Consider the following 16,799-nt stretch of genomic DNA (forward strand, 5'->3'; position numbering starts at 1 on the left):
CGAAGTTGCGCAGAACTATAAGGCGAAGCCCTCGATTCAACACATCGGCATGATGTGCTAAACGACCCTGCAAAAAGCATGGAAACCGCTTGAAGCCAGGGTCCGAACGGCATGAGACGGCCTGGGCCTTGATTGCATTGCCCCCCTCCTTTCTCCATACTTGCCGCCGTTTTTGCCCCCTTGAAATGCCATTAGCGTGGAAGCCTTGCATGAGCACAGCAATAAGTGAGACTGCATATAACTATAAGGTGGTTCGCCAATTCGCCATCATGACGGTGGTGTGGGGAATTATCGGAATGGGCCTGGGTGTGTTTATCGCCGCACAGCTGGTATGGCCTCAACTCAACTTCGACCTGCCTTGGACCAGTTTTGGTCGTTTGCGCCCTCTGCACACCAACGCGGTGATTTTCGCCTTCGGTGGCTGTGCCCTGATGGCCACGTCCTTTTACGTGGTACAGCGGACTTCTCAGGCCCGCCTGTTCTCGGATGGCCTCGCGTCATTCGTCTTCTGGGGCTGGCAAGCGGTGATTGTTCTAGCTGTCATCACGTTGCCGCAAGGCTTCACCAGCTCGAAGGAATATGCCGAGCTCGAGTGGCCGATCGACATCCTGATCACCCTCGTATGGGTCAGCTATGCCGTGGTGTTCTTCGGCACGATCATGAAGCGCAAGGCTGCTCATATCTATGTAGGTAACTGGTTCTACGGTGCCTTCATCCTGGTCACGGCGATGTTGCATATCGTCAACAACCTGGAAGTACCGGTGAGCTGGTTCAAGTCGTACTCGATCTACTCGGGTGCGACCGATGCGATGGTTCAGTGGTGGTATGGCCATAATGCCGTGGGCTTCTTCCTGACCACCGGCTTCCTGGGGATGATGTATTACTTCGTACCCAAGCAGGCTGGCCGTCCGGTTTATTCCTACCGCCTCTCTATCGTGCATTTCTGGGCACTGATCACCCTCTACATCTGGGCAGGTCCGCACCACTTGCACTACACCGCACTGCCGGAATGGGCCCAGAGCCTGGGCATGGTGATGTCGATCATCCTGCTGGCACCGAGCTGGGGCGGCATGATCAACGGCATGATGACCCTGTCCGGCGCCTGGCATAAGCTGCGCACCGATCCGATCTTGCGCTTCCTGGTGGTTTCCCTGGCGTTCTATGGCATGTCGACCTTTGAAGGTCCGATGATGGCCATCAAGACCGTCAACGCGCTATCTCACTACACCGACTGGACCATCGGCCACGTTCACGCTGGTGCACTCGGCTGGGTCGCGATGATCTCCATCGGCTCCCTGTACCACCTGATTCCGAAAGTCTTCGCTCGCGAACAGATGTACAGCATCGGCCTGATCAACGCTCACTTCTGGCTGGCCACCATCGGTACCGTTCTCTATATCGCCTCGATGTGGGTCAACGGCATCACTCAGGGCCTAATGTGGCGCGCAATCAACGAAGACGGCACGCTGACCTATTCCTTCGTCGAGGCACTGGAAGCCAGTCATCCGGGGTTCATCGTGCGTGCATTGGGCGGCGCTTTCTTCCTCGCCGGCATGCTGTTGATGGCCTACAACACCTGGCGCACTGTGCGTGCCGCCAAGTCGGCTGAAATCGAAGCCGCTGCGCAGATCGCCTGAGGGAACCGATAAATGAAGAATCACGAAATACTCGAAAAGAACATCGGTCTGCTGACCCTGTTCATGGTCCTGGCAGTAAGCATAGGTGGCCTGACCCAGATCGTTCCGCTGTTCTTTCAGGACGTGGTCAACGAGCCGGTAGAAGGCATGAAGCCCTACACCGCGCTGCAGCTGGAAGGCCGTGACATTTACATTCGCGAAGGCTGCGTCGGCTGTCACTCGCAGATGATCCGTCCGTTCCGCGCTGAAACCGAGCGCTACGGCCATTACTCGGTAGCCGGTGAAAGTGTCTACGACCACCCGTTCTTGTGGGGCTCCAAGCGCACCGGTCCGGACCTGGCGCGTGTCGGCGGCCGCTACTCCGATGACTGGCATCGTGCGCACCTCTACAACCCACGCAACGTAGTGCCGGAATCGAAGATGCCTTCGTACCCCTGGCTGGTCGAGCACACCCTCGACGGCAAAAACACCGCCGACAAGATGGTTGCATTGCGCAGCGTTGGTGTGCCTTACACCGAAGAAGACATCGTCGGCGCTAAAGAAGCGGTCAAAGGCAAATCCGAAATGGATGCCCTCGTCGCCTATCTGCAAGTGCTCGGCACTGCACTCACCAACAAACGGTAACGCACCATGGATATCGGGACTCTTCGCGGCCTGGGCACCATTCTTGTTTTCGTCGCAATGATAGCCATCATCCTTTGGGCTTATAGCAGCAAGCGCAAGAAAAGCTTCGACGAAGCGGCCAACCTGCCCTTCGCGGACGAGCCTGACGCCAACAAGCGTGATGAAGAAGCTTCCAGGAGTAAGAAATAAATGACCTCGTTTTGGAGTTGGTACATCACCCTGCTGAGCCTGGGGACCATTGCCGCACTGGTCTGGCTGCTGCTCGCGACTCGCAAGGGACAACGCCACGACAGCACCGAAGAAACCGTCGGCCATTCCTATGATGGAATCGAGGAATACGACAACCCGCTCCCGCGCTGGTGGTTCCTGCTGTTCGTTGCCACCGTTATCTTTGCGCTCGGTTATCTCGTGCTCTATCCCGGCCTGGGCAACTGGAAAGGCGTACTGCCTGGTTACGAAGGTGGTTGGACTCAGGTCAAGGAGTGGCAGCGCGAAATGGACAAGGCGAACGAGCAGTACGGTCCGCTTTATGCCAAGTTCGCGGCGATGCCCGTCGAGCAGGTCGCTCAGGATCCGCAAGCCCTGAAAATGGGTGGCCGCCTGTTCGCTTCGAACTGCTCGGTCTGCCATGGTTCGGATGCCAAGGGTGCCTACGGGTTCCCCAATCTGACCGACGGCGACTGGCTGTGGGGCGGCGCGCCTGAAACCATCAAGACCACCATCATGGGCGGACGACAGGCAGCCATGCCAGCGTGGCGTGACGTGATCGGGGAAGATGGCATACGCAATGTGGCCGGTTACGTTCGCAACCTGTCCGGGCGTGATACCCCCGAGGGTATTAGCGTCGACATTGAGCAGGGTCAAAAAATCTTCGCAGCCAATTGTGTAGCTTGTCATGGTCCTGCAGGCAAAGGCACTCAGGCCATGGGCGCGCCGGATTTGACCGACAACGTCTGGCTTTACGGCTCGAGTTTCGGACAGATTCAGCAGACCCTGCGCTACGGTCGAAATGGCCGGATGCCAGCCCAGGAACACATTCTTGGCAACGACAAGGTGCACCTGCTGGCAGCCTATGTGTATAGCCTCTCGCAAGAGTCGGAGGACTGATCCAATCGGTCCAGGCGCGACCCAAGGTCGCACCTTGCTTCGACTGACGAGGCGTACCATTCGCAGCAGGTAAGCAAAAGATCCCGGTCGGCAGGTATCGGCCGGGACACTCACCCTCCGCCGTGGTACGCACTAGATGACTGAGCAGATCCCCGTTCGCAACGTAACACCTCCCTCCAAGTCCGAAGCATCGGGCGACCTCTACGCAGCGCGCGAAAAGATCTACACCCGAGCCTTCAGCGGCCTGTTTCGCAACTTGCGACTAGTCGGTGGGGCACTGCTGTTCGTACTCTACTTTGGCACCGTGTGGCTGACCTGGAACGGCCGGCAAGCGGTGTGGTGGGACTTGCCAGAGCGCAAGTTCTATATCTTCGGCGCGACCTTCTGGCCGCAGGACTTCATCCTGCTATCGGCACTGCTGATCATTTGCGCATTCGGCCTGTTCTTCATCACTGTTTTCGCCGGGCGCGTCTGGTGTGGCTATACCTGTCCCCAAAGCGTGTTTACCTGGGTCTTCATGTGGGCGGAGAAAATCACCGAGGGCGATCGAAACCAGCGCATGAAGCTCGACAAAGCCCCCATGAGCGCCGACAAGTTTTTGCGTAAAACGGCCAAGCACTCGATCTGGCTGGCGGTTTCCCTGGCGATCGGCATTACCTTTGTCGGCTATTTCACGCCGATCAGGGACTTGGTGCCTGATCTCGTGACGCTACAGGTGGGCGGTTGGGCATTGTTCTGGGTTGGCTTCTTTACCCTCGCCACCTACGGTAATGCCGGCTATCTTCGCGAGCAGGTATGTATTTACATGTGCCCATACGCTCGTTTCCAGAGCGTGATGTTCGACAAGGACACCCTAATCGTCTCGTACGACCCACGTCGCGGCGAGCGTCGTGGCCCGCGGAAAAAGGACGCCGACTACAAAGCGATGGGCCTCGGAGATTGCATCGATTGCACCATGTGTGTGCAGGTCTGCCCCACCGGCATCGACATCCGCGACGGCCTGCAGATTGAGTGCATTGGGTGCGCCGCGTGTATCGATGCTTGCGACACCATCATGGACAAGATGAATTACCCGCGTGGCCTGATCAGCTATACCACCGAGCACAATCTGTCCGGACAGAAGACCCATCTGGTGCGGCCGCGGCTGATCGGTTATGCCGTTGCGCTGACAGCAATGATGGGCGTGTTCGCCTATGCCGTCTCGGATCGCGCGCTGGTCAAGCTCGACGTCCTAAAAGATCGCGTGCTCTACCGAGAGAATGAGCAAGGACGGATCGAGAACGTTTATACGCTCAAGGTAATGAACAAGGCTCAAACTGAGCAGACCTTCATCATTGAAGCCGTTGGCCTGGAAGGCTTGAAATACGAGGGGCGCAACGAGATTCGTGCTGAGGCAGGTGAGCTGGTTACCGTTCCAGTGGAGCTGTCAATGGCACCGGAGCGGTTACCTTCGAGCACAAACGAAGTCACCTTCCACATCAGGTCGGTGGATGATTCCTCTATTGAAGACGAAGCGGAAAGCCGCTTCATTGGCCCTAGCATCCGCTAAACAGGTAGTTCATGAGCAATTCCGAGCAGGAAAGTACACGTTGGTATAAGCAGTTCTGGGCCTGGTTCGTGATCGGCATTCTGTTGATGTCGGTCATCCTCGGCACCTCGATGCTGACCATTGCGATCCGCAATGCCGACACCCTGGTATCCGACAACTACTACGACGCCGGCAAGGGTATAAATCAATCACTGGAACGCGAAAAGCTTGCTGAGCGCCTGCAAATGCAGGCGCAACTCAACCTCAACGACGAGCGTGGACTCGCCGAGCTCCAACTGAGCGGTGCTAGCCGCCCACAACAGGTAATACTCAACCTGCTCTCCCCTACGCAGCCAGAGCGCGACCGTCGTATCGTTCTCCAGCCCCAGGGCGATGGGTTTTATCAGGGACAGATGCAGGAGCCAGTCACCGGCAGACGTTTCGTTGAGCTGCTCGGCCGAGAGGGCGACCAGGATTGGCGACTGTTCGAGGAAAAGGAAATCGCAAGCGGTCAGACGATTGATCTGAGCTACTGACCGAACGATGGCAAGCCCCATTCCCTGCTACCACTGCGGGCTGCCAGTACCTGCTGGCAGTGCATATCACGCCCGCGTGCTGAACGAGCAGCGGGCGCTATGCTGTCCTGGCTGCCAGGCGGTCGCAGAGGCGATCGTCAAGGGCGGTCTGGAAAGCTACTACTCGCATCGCAGCGATGCATCTATCAATCCAAATACCCTGCCGCAAGCGCTTAGCGAAGAGCTGGAGCTGTACGATCGCAAGGACGTGCAAGCGCCATTCGTTCGCCATGAAGGTGAGCTGGCCGATGCCTCACTGATGATTGAAGGCATCAGCTGTGCCGCTTGCGGTTGGTTGATCGAAAAGCACCTGCGCCGGCTCGACGGGATTTCAGAAGCCAGCCTGAACCTCTCCAACCATCGCCTGCGTGTGCGCTGGGATGACGCCGCCTTGCCGCTCAGCGAATTGCTCGCCGAGCTTCGCCGTATCGGGTATGCCGCTCATCCCTATCAAGCTGACCAGGCGGCAGAGCGGCTTGCCCAGGACAACCGTCGCAGCATGCGCCAACTGGGCGTAGCCGGCTTGCTCTGGATGCAGGTGATGATGGCGACCATGGCGACTTGGCCTGAATTCAACATCGACCTCTCGCCAGGCATGGACAGCATACTTCGCTGGACCGCTTTGCTGCTGACCACGCCGATCGTCTTCTATTGCTGCACCGATTTCTTCAAAGGTGCACTGCGTGATCTACGCACCCGCCATCTGACCATGGACGTTTCTGTTTCGCTGGCGATCGGTGGCGCCTATGTCGCCGGTATCTGGTCGACAATCACCGGTCAGGGCGAGCTGTATTTCGATGCGGTGGGCATGTTCGCCCTGTTTCTTCTGGCTGGACGCTTTCTCGAGCGCCGCGCGCGGGAACGCACCGCCGCGGCGACTGCACAGCTGGTAAATCTGCTGCCGGCTTCTTGCCTGAAACTGGCCGACAACGGCCAGACTGCAAGGATTCTGCTTCGAGAGTTGCAACTTGGCGATCGAGTGCTGGTTCAACCCGGCGCGCTAATCCCGGCCGATGGTCGTATTCTCAGTGGACAATCGAGCGTCGATGAATCGGTGCTCACTGGCGAATACCTGCCGCAGGCTCGAATCGTTGGCGATGCCGTCACTGCGGGAACCCTCAACGTCGAAGGCGCTCTGACCGTCGAGGTACAAGCGCTGGGCGACAATACTCGGCTTTCCGCGATTGTCGGCCTGCTGGAACGCGCCCAGTCGGACAAACCGCGCCTGGCCGAGCTGGCCGACCGGGTTTCGCAGTGGTTCCTGGTGATCGTACTGCTGACCGCCGCTGTGGTTGGTATCGTATGGTGGCAGATCGACCCGCAACGCGCGTTCTGGATCGTTCTTGCCTTGCTGGTAGCCACCTGCCCCTGCGCCTTGTCGCTGGCTACACCGACCGCCTTGACCACCGCCACTGGCACGCTGCACAAGCTTGGCTTGTTGCTCACCCGGGGGCATGTGCTGGAAGGTCTCACTCACATCGACACGGTGATTTTCGACAAGACCGGAACCCTGACCGAAGGTCGCCTGACCCTGAGTGAGGTTCGGCCACTGGCTGAGCTGGATGCCAATGTATGTCTGGAGTTGGCCGCAGCCTTGGAAAACCGCTCCGAGCACCCGATTGCCCGGGCGTTCGGCCGAGCGCCCCAGGCAGCCGACGCCGTGAACAGCGTTCCCGGCCTGGGTCTACAAGGTTCGGTTGGGGAACTTACGCTACGTATCGGTCAGCCCGATTTCGTAGCGGATGGCTATGCCGGCACAGCGCCCGAGATTCCCAGCAAAGAAGGCCAATGGTTGCTATTGGGCGACTCTCAGGGGCCTCTGGCGTGGCTGGTGCTCAACGACCGCTTGCGTGATGACGCGCCGGCTCTGCTGCAAGCGTGCAAATCCCGGGGCTGGAAAACGGTTCTGTTGTCCGGCGACAGTTCACCGATGGTAGGCGAAATCGCTCAGCGGCTCGGCATCGAAGATGCGCACGGCGGCATGACCCCAACCGACAAGCTAACTCACCTGCAGCGACTGCAAGCCAAAGGTCATCGCGTGCTGATGCTTGGTGATGGTGTCAACGATGCACCGGTCCTCGCGGCAGCCGACATCAGCGTGGCCATGGGTTCAGCGACCGATCTTGCCAAGACAAGCGCTGACGCTGTCCTGCTCAGCAACCGTCTCGACAGCCTGGTGCAGGCATTCAGCGTGGCGCGCCGCAGCCGCCACATCATCATCGAAAATCTGACCTGGGCGAGCCTGTACAACGGTTTGATCTTGCCATTCGCGGCTATTGGCTGGGTAACACCGCTGTGGGCCGCACTGGGCATGTCTGCCAGTTCGCTGCTGGTGGTGCTGAACGCGTTGCGGCTGAGCCGACTACCGAGTCAGCGGCGCCCCGACAGTCTGCCCTGACTGGCGTACGATAGGTAACGCGCCTACTCGGGCTTGCCTTGACCCACCGTTACTGGAGGCATTTTTGGCCGCACTTTACATTTTGATTCCCGTCGCCGTGGTTCTGGTCGCGTTGGCCATTTGGGTCTTTTTCTGGGCCGTCGACAGCGGCCAGTACGATGACCTTGACGGCCCGGCCCATAGCATCCTTTTCGACGAGGAGGACCCCCAGCACCGAGCAGGCATCGAGCAGGCAGACAAGGGCCGCGACGAAGGGAATCCCAATCGTGAATGAGTTGTTGCCACTGCTGATATCGGCTCTAGTGCTCGGCCTGCTTGGTGGAGGCCACTGTTTAGGTATGTGTGGTGGTTTGATGGGCGCCCTGACCATGGCTATTCCTGCTGAGCAGCGCGGCAAACGACTGCGCCTGCTCCTGGCTTATAACCTGGGGAGAGTACTGAGCTACGCTTCTGCCGGTCTGCTGATCGGACTAGCTGGTTGGGCCGTTGCCAACAGCCCTGCCGCGATGGCGTTGCGGATTCTAGCCGCACTGCTGCTGATCAGTATGGGCTTGTATCTAGCCGGCTGGTGGGCGGGCCTGACCCGTGTCGAAGCGATTGGACGAGGCCTTTGGCGCCATATCCAACCATTTGCCAGCCGGCTGATGCCGGTTAAGAGTGTTCCACGAGCGTTGCTGCTCGGCGCTCTCTGGGGTTGGCTGCCATGCGGACTTGTCTACAGCACCTTGCTATGGGCCGCGAGCCAGGGCGATGCGCTAGACAGCGCCCTATTGATGCTGGCATTTGGCATCGGTACCTGGCCCGTGCTTCTGGCAACCGGCCTGGCTGCCGAGCGACTTACCGCAGTGCTTCGTAAACGCGGCGTGCGAATGCTCGGCGGTGTCACCGTGATTCTTTTTGGCCTTTGGACGCTTCCAGGCCCTCATCAGCAATGGCTGATGGGTCATGGTCATGTTGGCGGTACGTCCCAGCAGCAGGCGCCCTCGCATGTTCATCAGTAAAACGCCACTGACCGAGAGCGCCGGTTCATGTTCACACCCGCATTTCGCTCAGGGCTCTTTCGGCAGCTGGCGCTTGTGCGCCGACTTATCGTAGGTGTCGATGATGATGCGAGCCGCCTCATCAGGTACCGCTCGGCCTTGCAGAAAGGCATCGATATTTTGATAGCTCACCCCATGAGCATCTTCGTCCGGCTTGCCGGGTGAAAGCTCTTCGAGATCGGCAGTGGGGACTTTTTTTACCAGCTGTTCAGGTGCACCCAATGCAGCCGCCAGCTCACGGACCTGATGCTTGACCAAACCGGCCAGCGGCGTCAGGTCGCAAGCCCCATCGCCAAACTTGGTGAAGAATCCCATCACTGCTTCTGCCGCATGGTCGGTACCGATAACCAGTCCTTGTCGCGCATTGGCAATGGTGTACTGAGCCACCATGCGCATCCGCGCCTTGGTATTGCCAATCACGAAGTCGCGCTTTTCCGGAGTCAAGTCATCAAGCGCCTCGGTAGCTCGCGTCAAGCCTTGCACGGCGGCTCCGATGTTGACCGTATGGCACTCATCCGGCTTGATCGAATCGACAGCAAGCTGCGCTTCGTCTTCGTCATGCTGAACTTGATAAGGCAGCCGGACGGCAATGAAGCGATAGTCGTCGCCCTCTCCGGCCTCCCGCATCCCCTCGACTGCACGCTGCGCGAGCAGTCCTGCGGTAGTCGAATCCACGCCTCCGCTGATTCCAAGCACCAGCGTCTTGAGACCGGACTCGCGCAGACATTGCTGGATGAAGGCGACTCGCCGATCAATCTCGGCCTGTATTGCTGCTGCCCCATCGAAAGGGGCGCAAACGTTAAGCGCAGCAGCGATTTCTTGCTGACGACGATGCATGGGTTTCTCCTTGCAGTTGATAAGGTTGGGAACGACCGTAGCTAATCCGACCATAATTCATCGAATAAATCTCCTTCTGCGTACCGCCGGTCTCGGGCGCCGCAGCAGGGTCCGGACTCGCTTGATACAGGTCAAGTCTAAGCAGCGACACCCGCCCTAGAATCCGGCCACCGCAGTCAACCCGAGACCGTATGATGCTCGACGCCATTCGCTGGGATGCCGACCTGATTCATCGTTACGATCAGGACGGGCCGCGCTATACCGCTTATCCGACGCCCCTTCAGTTCAATTGCAAACTGGGCTCATTCGACCTATTGCATGCCCTGCGCAGCAGCCGCCAGGCGGCCAGGCCGCTGTCACTGTACGTCCACCTGCCATTCTGTGCGGACATCTGCTATCACTGCCAGCGCAACAAGGTCATCGCCAAAGATCGTGGGCGGGCATTGCCGTACCTTACGCGGCTGGAAAAAGAAATCGAGCTGATCGGCTGCCACCTCAGCCCGGAACAGGTTGTGGAGCAACTGCATTTCGGCGGTGGCACGCCGACCTTTCTCGGCCATGCCGAGCTGCGTAGATTGATGAGGCATTTGCGTAAGCACTTCAATCTGCAAAACGACGATCATGGCGATTTCAGCATCGATATCGATCCACGCGCAGCGGACTGGCCAACGATGGGGCTATTGCGGGAGCTTGGATTCAATCGCATCAATATCGGCCTGCAGGATCTTGACCCTGATGTGCAGCGAGCCATTAACCGCACGCAGACGTTGAAACAGACACAGACGGTTATCGAGGCAGCCCGAACCCTGCAGTTCCGTTCAATACAGATCGATTTGACCTACGGTTTACCACTGCAAACGCCGGAGCGGTTTGCTCACACGATGGCCGCCGTGATCGCGCTGCAGCCGGAGCGTGTGTCAGTTGCCAGCTATGCACATCTACCCGAACGGTACATGGCGCAGAGAAAGATCAACCCCGCGGAGCTACCAACCCAGCCGGAAAAACTGACGATGCTGCAACACAGCGTGGAGCAGCTGACTCGCGCCGGCTATCGCTATATCGGTATGGATCTTTTCGCCCTGCCTGACGATGAGCTCGCAATGGCCCAGGAGGATGGCGCACTTCAGCGCAGTTTCCATGGCTATACGACTCATGGGCATTGCGACCTGGTCGGCCTGGGCGTTTCAGCGATCAGCCAGGTCGGCGATTTGTACTGCCAGAACAACAGCGACATTACTCTCTACCAGCAGTCGCTGGGACAAGGTCAGCTCGCCACGATCCGTGGCCTGCGATGCAGTGAAGACGACCAGATCCGGCGCTACACGGTCCAGGCGTTATTCTGTAATTTCGAGCTGCGTTTCGACGAGATTGAAAGCATTTTCGGCGTCAGCTTCAAGAGCTATTTCGAGCAAACCTGGCCAGCCCTGGAGCAAATGGCTGCCGACGGGCTGATCCAACTGAATGCGGACGCGATGACCATTCTGCCGGCCGGCCGGCTGCTTGCGCATGCCGTGTGCATGCAGTTCGACCACTGCTTGCCGCCCCGCCCTGCCTCGCGGTTTTCCCACGCTATGTGAGTAACGACCCGAGCCGACGACCGCACTGCGACCCTTGTACCGATTGGCCTAAGGTGCCTGCGTGAGTTAGTCTTGCGCACCGTAAGGTTTTATCAGGATCCCGCAATGTCCGAGCCCATCAAGGTCCGCAAGCAGCCGCAGGCTAATTGCAAGGATTGCAGCCTCTCTGGCCTCTGCCTGCCGCTTTCGTTGAATATGCAGGACATGGAATCGCTGGACGAAATCGTCAAGCGCGGACGTCCCCTGAAGAAAGGCGAAACACTGTTTCGTCAGGGTGACGCGTTCAGTTCCGTGTTCGCCATCCGCTCCGGTGCCCTACGCACCTTCAGTGTCACGGATGCCGGCGAGGAGCAGATCACCGGTTTCCACCTGCCGAGCGAGCTGGTTGGACTATCCGGCATGGACACCGAAACTTACCCGGTATCCGCACAAGCCCTTGAAACCACTTCGGTGTGCGAAATCCCCTTTGAACGCCTCGATGAGCTTAGCGTGCTGCTGCCGCAGCTCCGCCGCCAGCTAATGCGCATCATGAGCCGCGAGATTCGCGATGATCAGCAGATGATGATGCTGTTGTCGAAGAAGACCGCTGACGAACGCATCGCGACCTTTCTGATCAATCTGTCGGCCCGGTTCAGTGCGCGCGGCTTTTCCGCCAATCAGTTCCGCCTGCCCATGTCACGCAACGAAATAGGCAACTACCTCGGTCTCGCGGTAGAAACGGTTTCGCGCGTATTTACCCGCTGCCAAGCGAGTGGCCTGTTGGAAGCGGAAGGCAAGGAAGTCCGAATTCTTGATTCCATCCGGTTGTGCGCCCTGGCGGGCGGAAACATGGATGCCTAACGGAGCTCGTATGATTTTTGATGAATTCGCCATCAAAACACTGATTAGACCGGTCCCGGACTTCCCCAAGCCTGGCGTAGTGTTCCGTGACATCACCCCGCTGTTGCAGTCGCCGAAAGCGCTACGCATGGTGGCGGACAGCCTGATCCAGCGCTACGTCGAAAGTGATTTTAGCCATGTCGGTGCGCTGGATGCCCGCGGCTTTATCATCGGTTCAATCATTGCCTACGAGCTGAACCGGCCACTGATTCTGTTCCGCAAAAAGGGCAAGCTTCCTGCCGATGTACTGGCGGCCTCTTACCGCACCGAGTATGGCGACGCCTACCTTGAAGTGCACGCCGACAGCCTCTGCGAAGGGGATTCGGTTTTGCTGTTGGATGACCTGATCGCCACGGGCGGCACACTGGTCGCCGCTGCTCAGCTGGTCCGCCGCATGGGCGCTCAGATTCACGAAGCCGCAGCGATCATCGACCTGCCGGAGCTCGGGGGTTCTCGCAAGTTGCAGGACATGGGCATTCCCACGTTCACCCTGACTGCGTTCGAGCTGAACGAGCGCTAGTTTTGATCTGCAGAAGGACTTCGGCGATACGCTGCGCAGTGCTGCTCGGCTTGCTGGCGTTCTGCTCATCTTCGCTTGCGGTCGAGCGTGAAGCCATGCTGGACCAGGCTAACCTGCTGATCCTTCCGCGCGAGCGGCAATTGCCTGACGTCGAACTCATAGACGAGCAGGGACAGACTGTTACAACCGACGCGCTACGCGACCACTGGTATCTGTTGTTTTTCGGTTTCACGGCCTGCCCAGACGTCTGCCCTACAACCTTGAGCGACATGCGCCGCCTACTCGGCCAGCTACCGCCTGACGTACGTGAACAAGTGCGGGTGGTTTTGATCAGCGCTGATCCTGCGCGCGATACGCCCGAAGCACTGCGTACCTACCTCGGTTACTACCGAGCCAATTTCAAAGGGCTGACAGGCGAAATCCCAGAGCTGCAGAAAATGTCCAAAGCACTAGGGCTTCCTTTCGTTGCAGCAACGAGCATGGAAGGCGACTACAACGTCAGCCATAGTAGCAATCTGGCCATTGTCGGCCCGAATGGGACCCTGCGGGGGCATATCCGAGCTCCTTTGAAACTGGACGGGCTGCTTCAGTTCTTGCCACAGCTAATCGAGGCCAAGTGACTCCTAAGCCTGATGCAGGCCTCAGTGGCAATCAAGCGTGTCGGCTAGCACGTAGGCTTGAAAGGCAACCTCGTCGATCCAGTGCTGCGTAACCTCGGCCAGCGTGCCGCTCCCTTGCTTGCTGGCGGTGAACCGTTCGATTCGCTGCTGCAGCGCTGTATCAGCTGCCTCGATTCGCAATGTCAGAGGTTTGTCCTCTAGCTGTGGCAGCAATCGATTAAAGCGACGCCATTCGGGTAGTTCGGCAATCTGCTGAAGCAACACCCGGTCTTCCACCACTGCCTGACATTCTCCGAGTTTCAGTCCGATTAACGCTTGGGCCGCGCTGGAATAGGTTCGTGCGACGCCGCCAAAGCGGGACACCACCAAGTCTGTGTGGGGGCTTTCTTCTGTCACGCAAAAAGGCTCGCCGGCAAGATCAGACCAATCGGCAGGCCCTTCTTCGTTTGCCGCCAGCGCCGCGATTTCACTGAAATAGTAAGCCGCGCCAGAACCCAGCTTACCGAAGAGAAGGTCGCCTCCTACGGAGGCATCAACCAGTGCAACCTCGCGGCCCAAGGCTTCGCCCAAACGCTCAAGCCAGGCGGCCTCGAACCCTTCCCCGACCGACTCGGCCTCCGCAGCCATGAGCGGGCGGTAAGCATCAACCGGAGCAGCTTCGATGACTTCAGCCTGGGTGCCAACCGGCACCACCAGCATGAGCATGAGCCGTAACAGGCGTATCTTCATGGTGCCCTCTCAGACGTACTGGTAGCGCAGCATCCGTTGCTTGAATTTCTCCAGGACAACCTGATCGATTAACGTCGCGAGAATGGCGATGACCAAAATATTCATCATCACCCCGGCCATGTCGGCAATTTCTCCGGAGTACGCAAGCGAGCGTCCAAGCCCCTGGCCGAAGCCGATCAGCATTTCCGCCGAGATCAGCGCCCGCCAAGCATTGCCGAAGGCCAGCTGCGCGCCAGTGATCAGCTCAGGCATCACGGCCGGCAGATAAACACGTCGCACCAGTTGCCAACGCGATGCGCCCATCACCCGAGCCGCGGCGACCTGGACCGGCTGCACGCTTTCGGTGGCATTCATGACGGACAGCGCCATCGGGAAGAACGCCGCAAGTGCGACCACGACGATAATGGGCAGGTTGCCGAAGCCCATCACGATCAAGAACAGCGGTACCCAGGCGATCGATGGTATTGACTGCAGTATGACGATGGCCGAACGCAGGATCTCGCGAAAGAAGAACAGTACGCCCCCCAGCAACCCAAAGCCGATACCAAACAGCATTGCGAAGCTATAACCACTCCCCAACCGACTCATGCTGCCGTAAAGCCCTTCGCGGAAATCTGGCTCGTAAACCGTGGTCAGCAGCCTTTCGAACACAACGGGAATGCCGGGCATCAAGAACGCAGGAAGGCTCCATGCAGCGATTTGCCAGATCAGCAGAATGAACAGAATCGCCAACACCACGGCGAGGTACTTCTTCGGACCGGTAAGACGACGTCCCTGACTCATCAGTGCCCTACCTCCGTCTTAATGCCTAACAACCGAAGGATCTCGCGCCGCTCAGCGGCGAACTCGGAAAGATCGTGGCTTTTCTCGCAATGGATGAAGTTGAATGTTTTTAGCACCTTGGCTGGGCGGGCGCTGAACACCAGCACGTGATCCGCCAGATACAACGCTTCATCAACGTCATGGGTGACCAGCAATACAGTAGGTTGATGCTCGTCGATCAGCTCTCGCAGAACGTCCTGCAACGCCATGCGTGTAAGCGCATCAAGCGCACCGAAAGGCTCATCGAGTAGCAACACTTCCGGCTTGGCAATAAACGCGCGAGCCAGTGCCGTGCGCTGACGCATGCCGCCGGACACCTGGTGCGGGTAGTAGTGTTCGAAGCCATCCAGGCTGACCCGAGCGAGCCAGACCTTTGCCTGATCGAACGCATCAGCCTTGGCGACTCCTTGAAGCTCAAGCGCCATGGCCACATTGGCCTGCAACGAAAGCCAGGGATACAGCGCATGCTCTTGGAAAACCAGCGTACGCCGAGGGCTTGGGCCAGGAATCTTCTCGCCATCGGCGAGCACGCGCCCTGCGGTTGGTTCTTCAAGTCCGGCAACCAGGTGCAGTAAGGTTGATTTCCCACAACCAGAAGGCCCAACGAGGGCGACCAGCTCACCCTGGGCGAACTCGCCGCTGAAGCCCTTGATGACTTCTAGCTGGCCAAAACGCTTATCTACTTCTTCAAACCTGAGTTGCATATCGCTTTGAAGACCTCAAGAACTGCCCGATCAGCGGGCGGAATGACACTGCCCGGCACGGTGGCCGGGCAGTGTGGAACAATCTGCAGCGGTTTACAGCTCGCGTGCTTCTTGCCAGGACAAGTCGAGAATGGCGCTGGTATCGAATGGCTTGCCATCGCGAGTCTTGAGCGAGCCGAGCTCCTGAAGAATATCGGCCAGTTCCTGAATACGCTCCAAATCATCAGTGCCAAGCTTGGCGCCGAAGGTCTGGGTTGCGATGGCTTCTTCGATCACGACCTCACGGGGCAGCTCACCGCGATTGAGCGTCTTCAACGTCGGCTCGGCGATAAAATAATCAGCAATCAATTTGGCCGCTTCTGCCGGCTGATTCTCTAACAATTCAATCGCGTCACGTTGGGCGTCCAACGACTGCCAGACCGCCTCCTTGCGCTTTTCCAGGGTTTCCCCAGCGGTAATCACCACCATGCAGGGAAATGGCCAAACCTCGCCGATCTCGTAGATCTGTTTGACGGGTGCCACTAGCTGGGCGATCCGATCATAGGGTTCGAAGAGAAATGCCGCATCGGTACGACCTGAGACGAGGGACTGGACCGCAACGGCCGGGCTGGTGCCCATGATGTTGACATCGCTAGGCGCCAACCCCGCAGCCTTCAAGGTGACGCCGCGCAATACCGCATCGGCAGTACTGCCTTCTTTCTGCGACGCCAGAATCTTACCTTTCAGGTCAGCGATCGTCTCGATGCCAGTTCCTTCGCGGGCCACGATAGAGTGATAGCCCTGCTGGGCACCGCCGACCACCTTCAAATCAGCGCCCTTCGACGCCCAAGCCACCGCGTTGGTGAACCCAAGAACACCGGTGTCCAACTGGCCGCCGATGATGGCCTTGATCAGATCGGTACCGGAACTGAACTCAACCAGCTCGACATCCAGGCCGTGCTTTTTGTAGAAGCCGCCCTCGTAGGCAACCATCGCCTGGGCATCATCCATCACCCGGATGTATCCGACTTTGAATTTTTCCTGGGCCTGCGCAAAAGCGCTCAGCAACAGCAGTGCGGGAACCAACCAGTGTTTTGCCTTCATTATCGACCTCAAGTAGATAGGCAGCGCCATGCATATAACCAAACGAGTAAATATATATTCATTTGGTTATTAGCGGATTGTGGCTTAGAACTTTACATGAAGTCCGGCTTGCTAGGCAC

The 16,799-nt window shown here is 58.3% G+C and carries 18 protein-coding genes; 13 read left to right on the forward strand and 5 right to left on the reverse strand.

Translation table 11 applies throughout. From position 1 onward, the window contains the following. Positions 1-209 precede the first annotated feature (209 nt). From ccoN to ACQKEK_RS12105, 9 genes are all read left to right on the forward strand, one after another. On the forward strand, positions 210-1,637 hold the full coding sequence (gene ccoN, locus ACQKEK_RS12065; RefSeq protein WP_045427746.1) for a cytochrome-c oxidase, cbb3-type subunit I: 1,428 nt from the start codon (positions 210-212) through the stop codon (positions 1,635-1,637). 12 nt (positions 1,638-1,649) lie between these two features. Further along, positions 1,650-2,261 carry a cytochrome-c oxidase, cbb3-type subunit II gene (gene ccoO, locus ACQKEK_RS12070; protein WP_128121134.1) on the forward strand — a complete coding sequence of 204 codons (612 nt, stop codon included), beginning with the start codon at positions 1,650-1,652 and terminating at the stop codon, positions 2,259-2,261. A 6-nt stretch (positions 2,262-2,267) separates the two neighbouring features. Next, positions 2,268-2,450 carry a CcoQ/FixQ family Cbb3-type cytochrome c oxidase assembly chaperone gene (locus ACQKEK_RS12075; RefSeq protein WP_045427751.1) on the forward strand — a complete coding sequence of 61 codons (183 nt, stop codon included), beginning with the start codon at positions 2,268-2,270 and terminating at the stop codon, positions 2,448-2,450. Then, positions 2,451-3,368 (forward strand): cytochrome-c oxidase, cbb3-type subunit III, encoded by a 918-nt coding sequence (ccoP, locus tag ACQKEK_RS12080; protein WP_216706850.1) that lies wholly within the window; start codon positions 2,451-2,453, stop codon positions 3,366-3,368. A 136-nt stretch (positions 3,369-3,504) separates the two neighbouring features. Further along, positions 3,505-4,917: a cytochrome c oxidase accessory protein CcoG gene (gene ccoG / locus ACQKEK_RS12085; RefSeq protein ID WP_499142794.1), complete on the forward strand. Its 1,413-nt coding sequence runs from the start codon at positions 3,505-3,507 to the stop codon at positions 4,915-4,917. Between the two features lie 11 nt (positions 4,918-4,928). After that, positions 4,929-5,432 carry a FixH family protein gene (locus ACQKEK_RS12090; RefSeq protein ID WP_499142796.1) on the forward strand — a complete coding sequence of 168 codons (504 nt, stop codon included), beginning with the start codon at positions 4,929-4,931 and terminating at the stop codon, positions 5,430-5,432. A 7-nt stretch (positions 5,433-5,439) separates the two neighbouring features. Beyond that, on the forward strand, positions 5,440-7,869 hold the full coding sequence (locus ACQKEK_RS12095) for a heavy metal translocating P-type ATPase (RefSeq protein ID WP_499142798.1): 2,430 nt from the start codon (positions 5,440-5,442) through the stop codon (positions 7,867-7,869). Positions 7,870-7,933: 64 nt separating this feature from the next. Next, a complete protein-coding gene (gene ccoS, locus ACQKEK_RS12100) occupies positions 7,934-8,143 on the forward strand; it encodes a cbb3-type cytochrome oxidase assembly protein CcoS (protein ID WP_128121131.1) in 210 nt (69 codons plus the stop codon). Continuing rightward, positions 8,136-8,870, forward strand: coding sequence for a sulfite exporter TauE/SafE family protein (locus ACQKEK_RS12105; RefSeq protein ID WP_499142800.1), 735 nt, complete (start codon positions 8,136-8,138; stop codon positions 8,868-8,870). The genes ccoS and ACQKEK_RS12105 overlap by 8 nt, the downstream gene beginning before the upstream one ends. 48 nt (positions 8,871-8,918) lie before the next feature. Here ACQKEK_RS12105 and nadE read toward each other — a convergent pair whose 3' ends face one another. Continuing rightward, entirely contained in the window at positions 8,919-9,746 is an 828-nt protein-coding gene (gene nadE / locus ACQKEK_RS12110; RefSeq protein WP_046161154.1) for an NAD(+) synthase, read from the reverse strand. Between the two features lie 194 nt (positions 9,747-9,940). Between nadE and hemN the strand changes: the two genes are divergently transcribed. The 4 genes from hemN to ACQKEK_RS12130 all read left to right on the forward strand — a co-directional run bounded on the left by hemN (position 9,941) and on the right by ACQKEK_RS12130 (position 13,342). Further along, positions 9,941-11,323: an oxygen-independent coproporphyrinogen III oxidase gene (gene hemN, locus ACQKEK_RS12115; protein WP_499142961.1), complete on the forward strand. Its 1,383-nt coding sequence runs from the start codon at positions 9,941-9,943 to the stop codon at positions 11,321-11,323. Positions 11,324-11,428: 105 nt separating this feature from the next. Next, positions 11,429-12,163, forward strand: a complete 735-nt coding sequence (gene fnr, locus ACQKEK_RS12120) for a fumarate/nitrate reduction transcriptional regulator Fnr (RefSeq protein ID WP_499142802.1) — start codon at positions 11,429-11,431, stop codon at positions 12,161-12,163. A gap of 10 nt (positions 12,164-12,173) precedes the next feature. Continuing rightward, a complete protein-coding gene (locus tag ACQKEK_RS12125) occupies positions 12,174-12,722 on the forward strand; it encodes an adenine phosphoribosyltransferase (protein ID WP_045427773.1) in 549 nt (182 codons plus the stop codon). Positions 12,723-12,724: 2 nt separating this feature from the next. Next, a complete protein-coding gene (locus ACQKEK_RS12130; protein WP_499142804.1) occupies positions 12,725-13,342 on the forward strand; it encodes an SCO family protein in 618 nt (205 codons plus the stop codon). A gap of 21 nt (positions 13,343-13,363) precedes the next feature. Here the strand turns inward: ACQKEK_RS12130 and ACQKEK_RS12135 are convergent, their stop codons facing one another. The 4 genes from ACQKEK_RS12135 to ACQKEK_RS12150 all read right to left on the reverse strand — a co-directional run bounded on the left by ACQKEK_RS12135 (position 13,364) and on the right by ACQKEK_RS12150 (position 16,680). Further along, positions 13,364-14,071 carry a type 2 periplasmic-binding domain-containing protein gene (locus ACQKEK_RS12135; protein ID WP_499142806.1) on the reverse strand — a complete coding sequence of 236 codons (708 nt, stop codon included), beginning with the start codon at positions 14,069-14,071 and terminating at the stop codon, positions 13,364-13,366. Between the two features lie 9 nt (positions 14,072-14,080). Then, complete coding sequence (locus tag ACQKEK_RS12140; RefSeq protein ID WP_045427779.1) at positions 14,081-14,854, reverse strand: ABC transporter permease; 774 nt, start codon at positions 14,852-14,854, stop codon at positions 14,081-14,083. Beyond that, positions 14,854-15,597: an ABC transporter ATP-binding protein gene (locus tag ACQKEK_RS12145; protein ID WP_045427782.1), complete on the reverse strand. Its 744-nt coding sequence runs from the start codon at positions 15,595-15,597 to the stop codon at positions 14,854-14,856. Before ACQKEK_RS12145 ends, ACQKEK_RS12140 begins: the two co-directional genes overlap by 1 nt. A 93-nt stretch (positions 15,598-15,690) precedes the next feature. Continuing rightward, positions 15,691-16,680, reverse strand: coding sequence for an ABC transporter substrate-binding protein (locus ACQKEK_RS12150; RefSeq protein WP_128121128.1), 990 nt, complete (start codon positions 16,678-16,680; stop codon positions 15,691-15,693). Between the last annotated feature and the right edge of the window lie 119 nt (positions 16,681-16,799).

Source organism: Pseudomonas sp. NPDC077408 (genome assembly GCF_050269105.1).
GTDB lineage: Bacteria > Pseudomonadota > Gammaproteobacteria > Pseudomonadales > Pseudomonadaceae > Stutzerimonas.

What these genes read in the sequence shown, in the direction of transcription:
- ACQKEK_RS12075 (WP_045427751.1), top strand. Translation starts at nt 2,268, where the DNA reads ATGGATATCGGGACTCTTCGCGGCCTGGGCACCATTCTTGTTTTCGTC.
- ACQKEK_RS12145 (WP_045427782.1), bottom strand. Translation starts at nt 15,597, where the DNA reads ATGCAACTCAGGTTTGAAGAAGTAGATAAGCGTTTTGGCCAGCTAGAA.
- ACQKEK_RS12140 (WP_045427779.1), bottom strand. Translation starts at nt 14,854, where the DNA reads ATGAGTCAGGGACGTCGTCTTACCGGTCCGAAGAAGTACCTCGCCGTG.
- fnr (WP_499142802.1), top strand. Translation starts at nt 11,429, where the DNA reads ATGTCCGAGCCCATCAAGGTCCGCAAGCAGCCGCAGGCTAATTGCAAG.
- ccoP (WP_216706850.1), top strand. Translation starts at nt 2,451, where the DNA reads ATGACCTCGTTTTGGAGTTGGTACATCACCCTGCTGAGCCTGGGGACC.
- ACQKEK_RS12090 (WP_499142796.1), top strand. Translation starts at nt 4,929, where the DNA reads ATGAGCAATTCCGAGCAGGAAAGTACACGTTGGTATAAGCAGTTCTGG.
- ACQKEK_RS12125 (WP_045427773.1), top strand. Translation starts at nt 12,174, where the DNA reads ATGATTTTTGATGAATTCGCCATCAAAACACTGATTAGACCGGTCCCG.
- ccoG (WP_499142794.1), top strand. Translation starts at nt 3,505, where the DNA reads ATGACTGAGCAGATCCCCGTTCGCAACGTAACACCTCCCTCCAAGTCC.
- hemN (WP_499142961.1), top strand. Translation starts at nt 9,941, where the DNA reads ATGCTCGACGCCATTCGCTGGGATGCCGACCTGATTCATCGTTACGAT.
- ACQKEK_RS12135 (WP_499142806.1), bottom strand. Translation starts at nt 14,071, where the DNA reads ATGAAGATACGCCTGTTACGGCTCATGCTCATGCTGGTGGTGCCGGTT.
- ACQKEK_RS12150 (WP_128121128.1), bottom strand. Translation starts at nt 16,680, where the DNA reads ATGAAGGCAAAACACTGGTTGGTTCCCGCACTGCTGTTGCTGAGCGCT.
- nadE (WP_046161154.1), bottom strand. Translation starts at nt 9,746, where the DNA reads ATGCATCGTCGTCAGCAAGAAATCGCTGCTGCGCTTAACGTTTGCGCC.
- ccoO (WP_128121134.1), top strand. Translation starts at nt 1,650, where the DNA reads ATGAAGAATCACGAAATACTCGAAAAGAACATCGGTCTGCTGACCCTG.
- ACQKEK_RS12095 (WP_499142798.1), top strand. Translation starts at nt 5,440, where the DNA reads ATGGCAAGCCCCATTCCCTGCTACCACTGCGGGCTGCCAGTACCTGCT.
- ccoN (WP_045427746.1), top strand. Translation starts at nt 210, where the DNA reads ATGAGCACAGCAATAAGTGAGACTGCATATAACTATAAGGTGGTTCGC.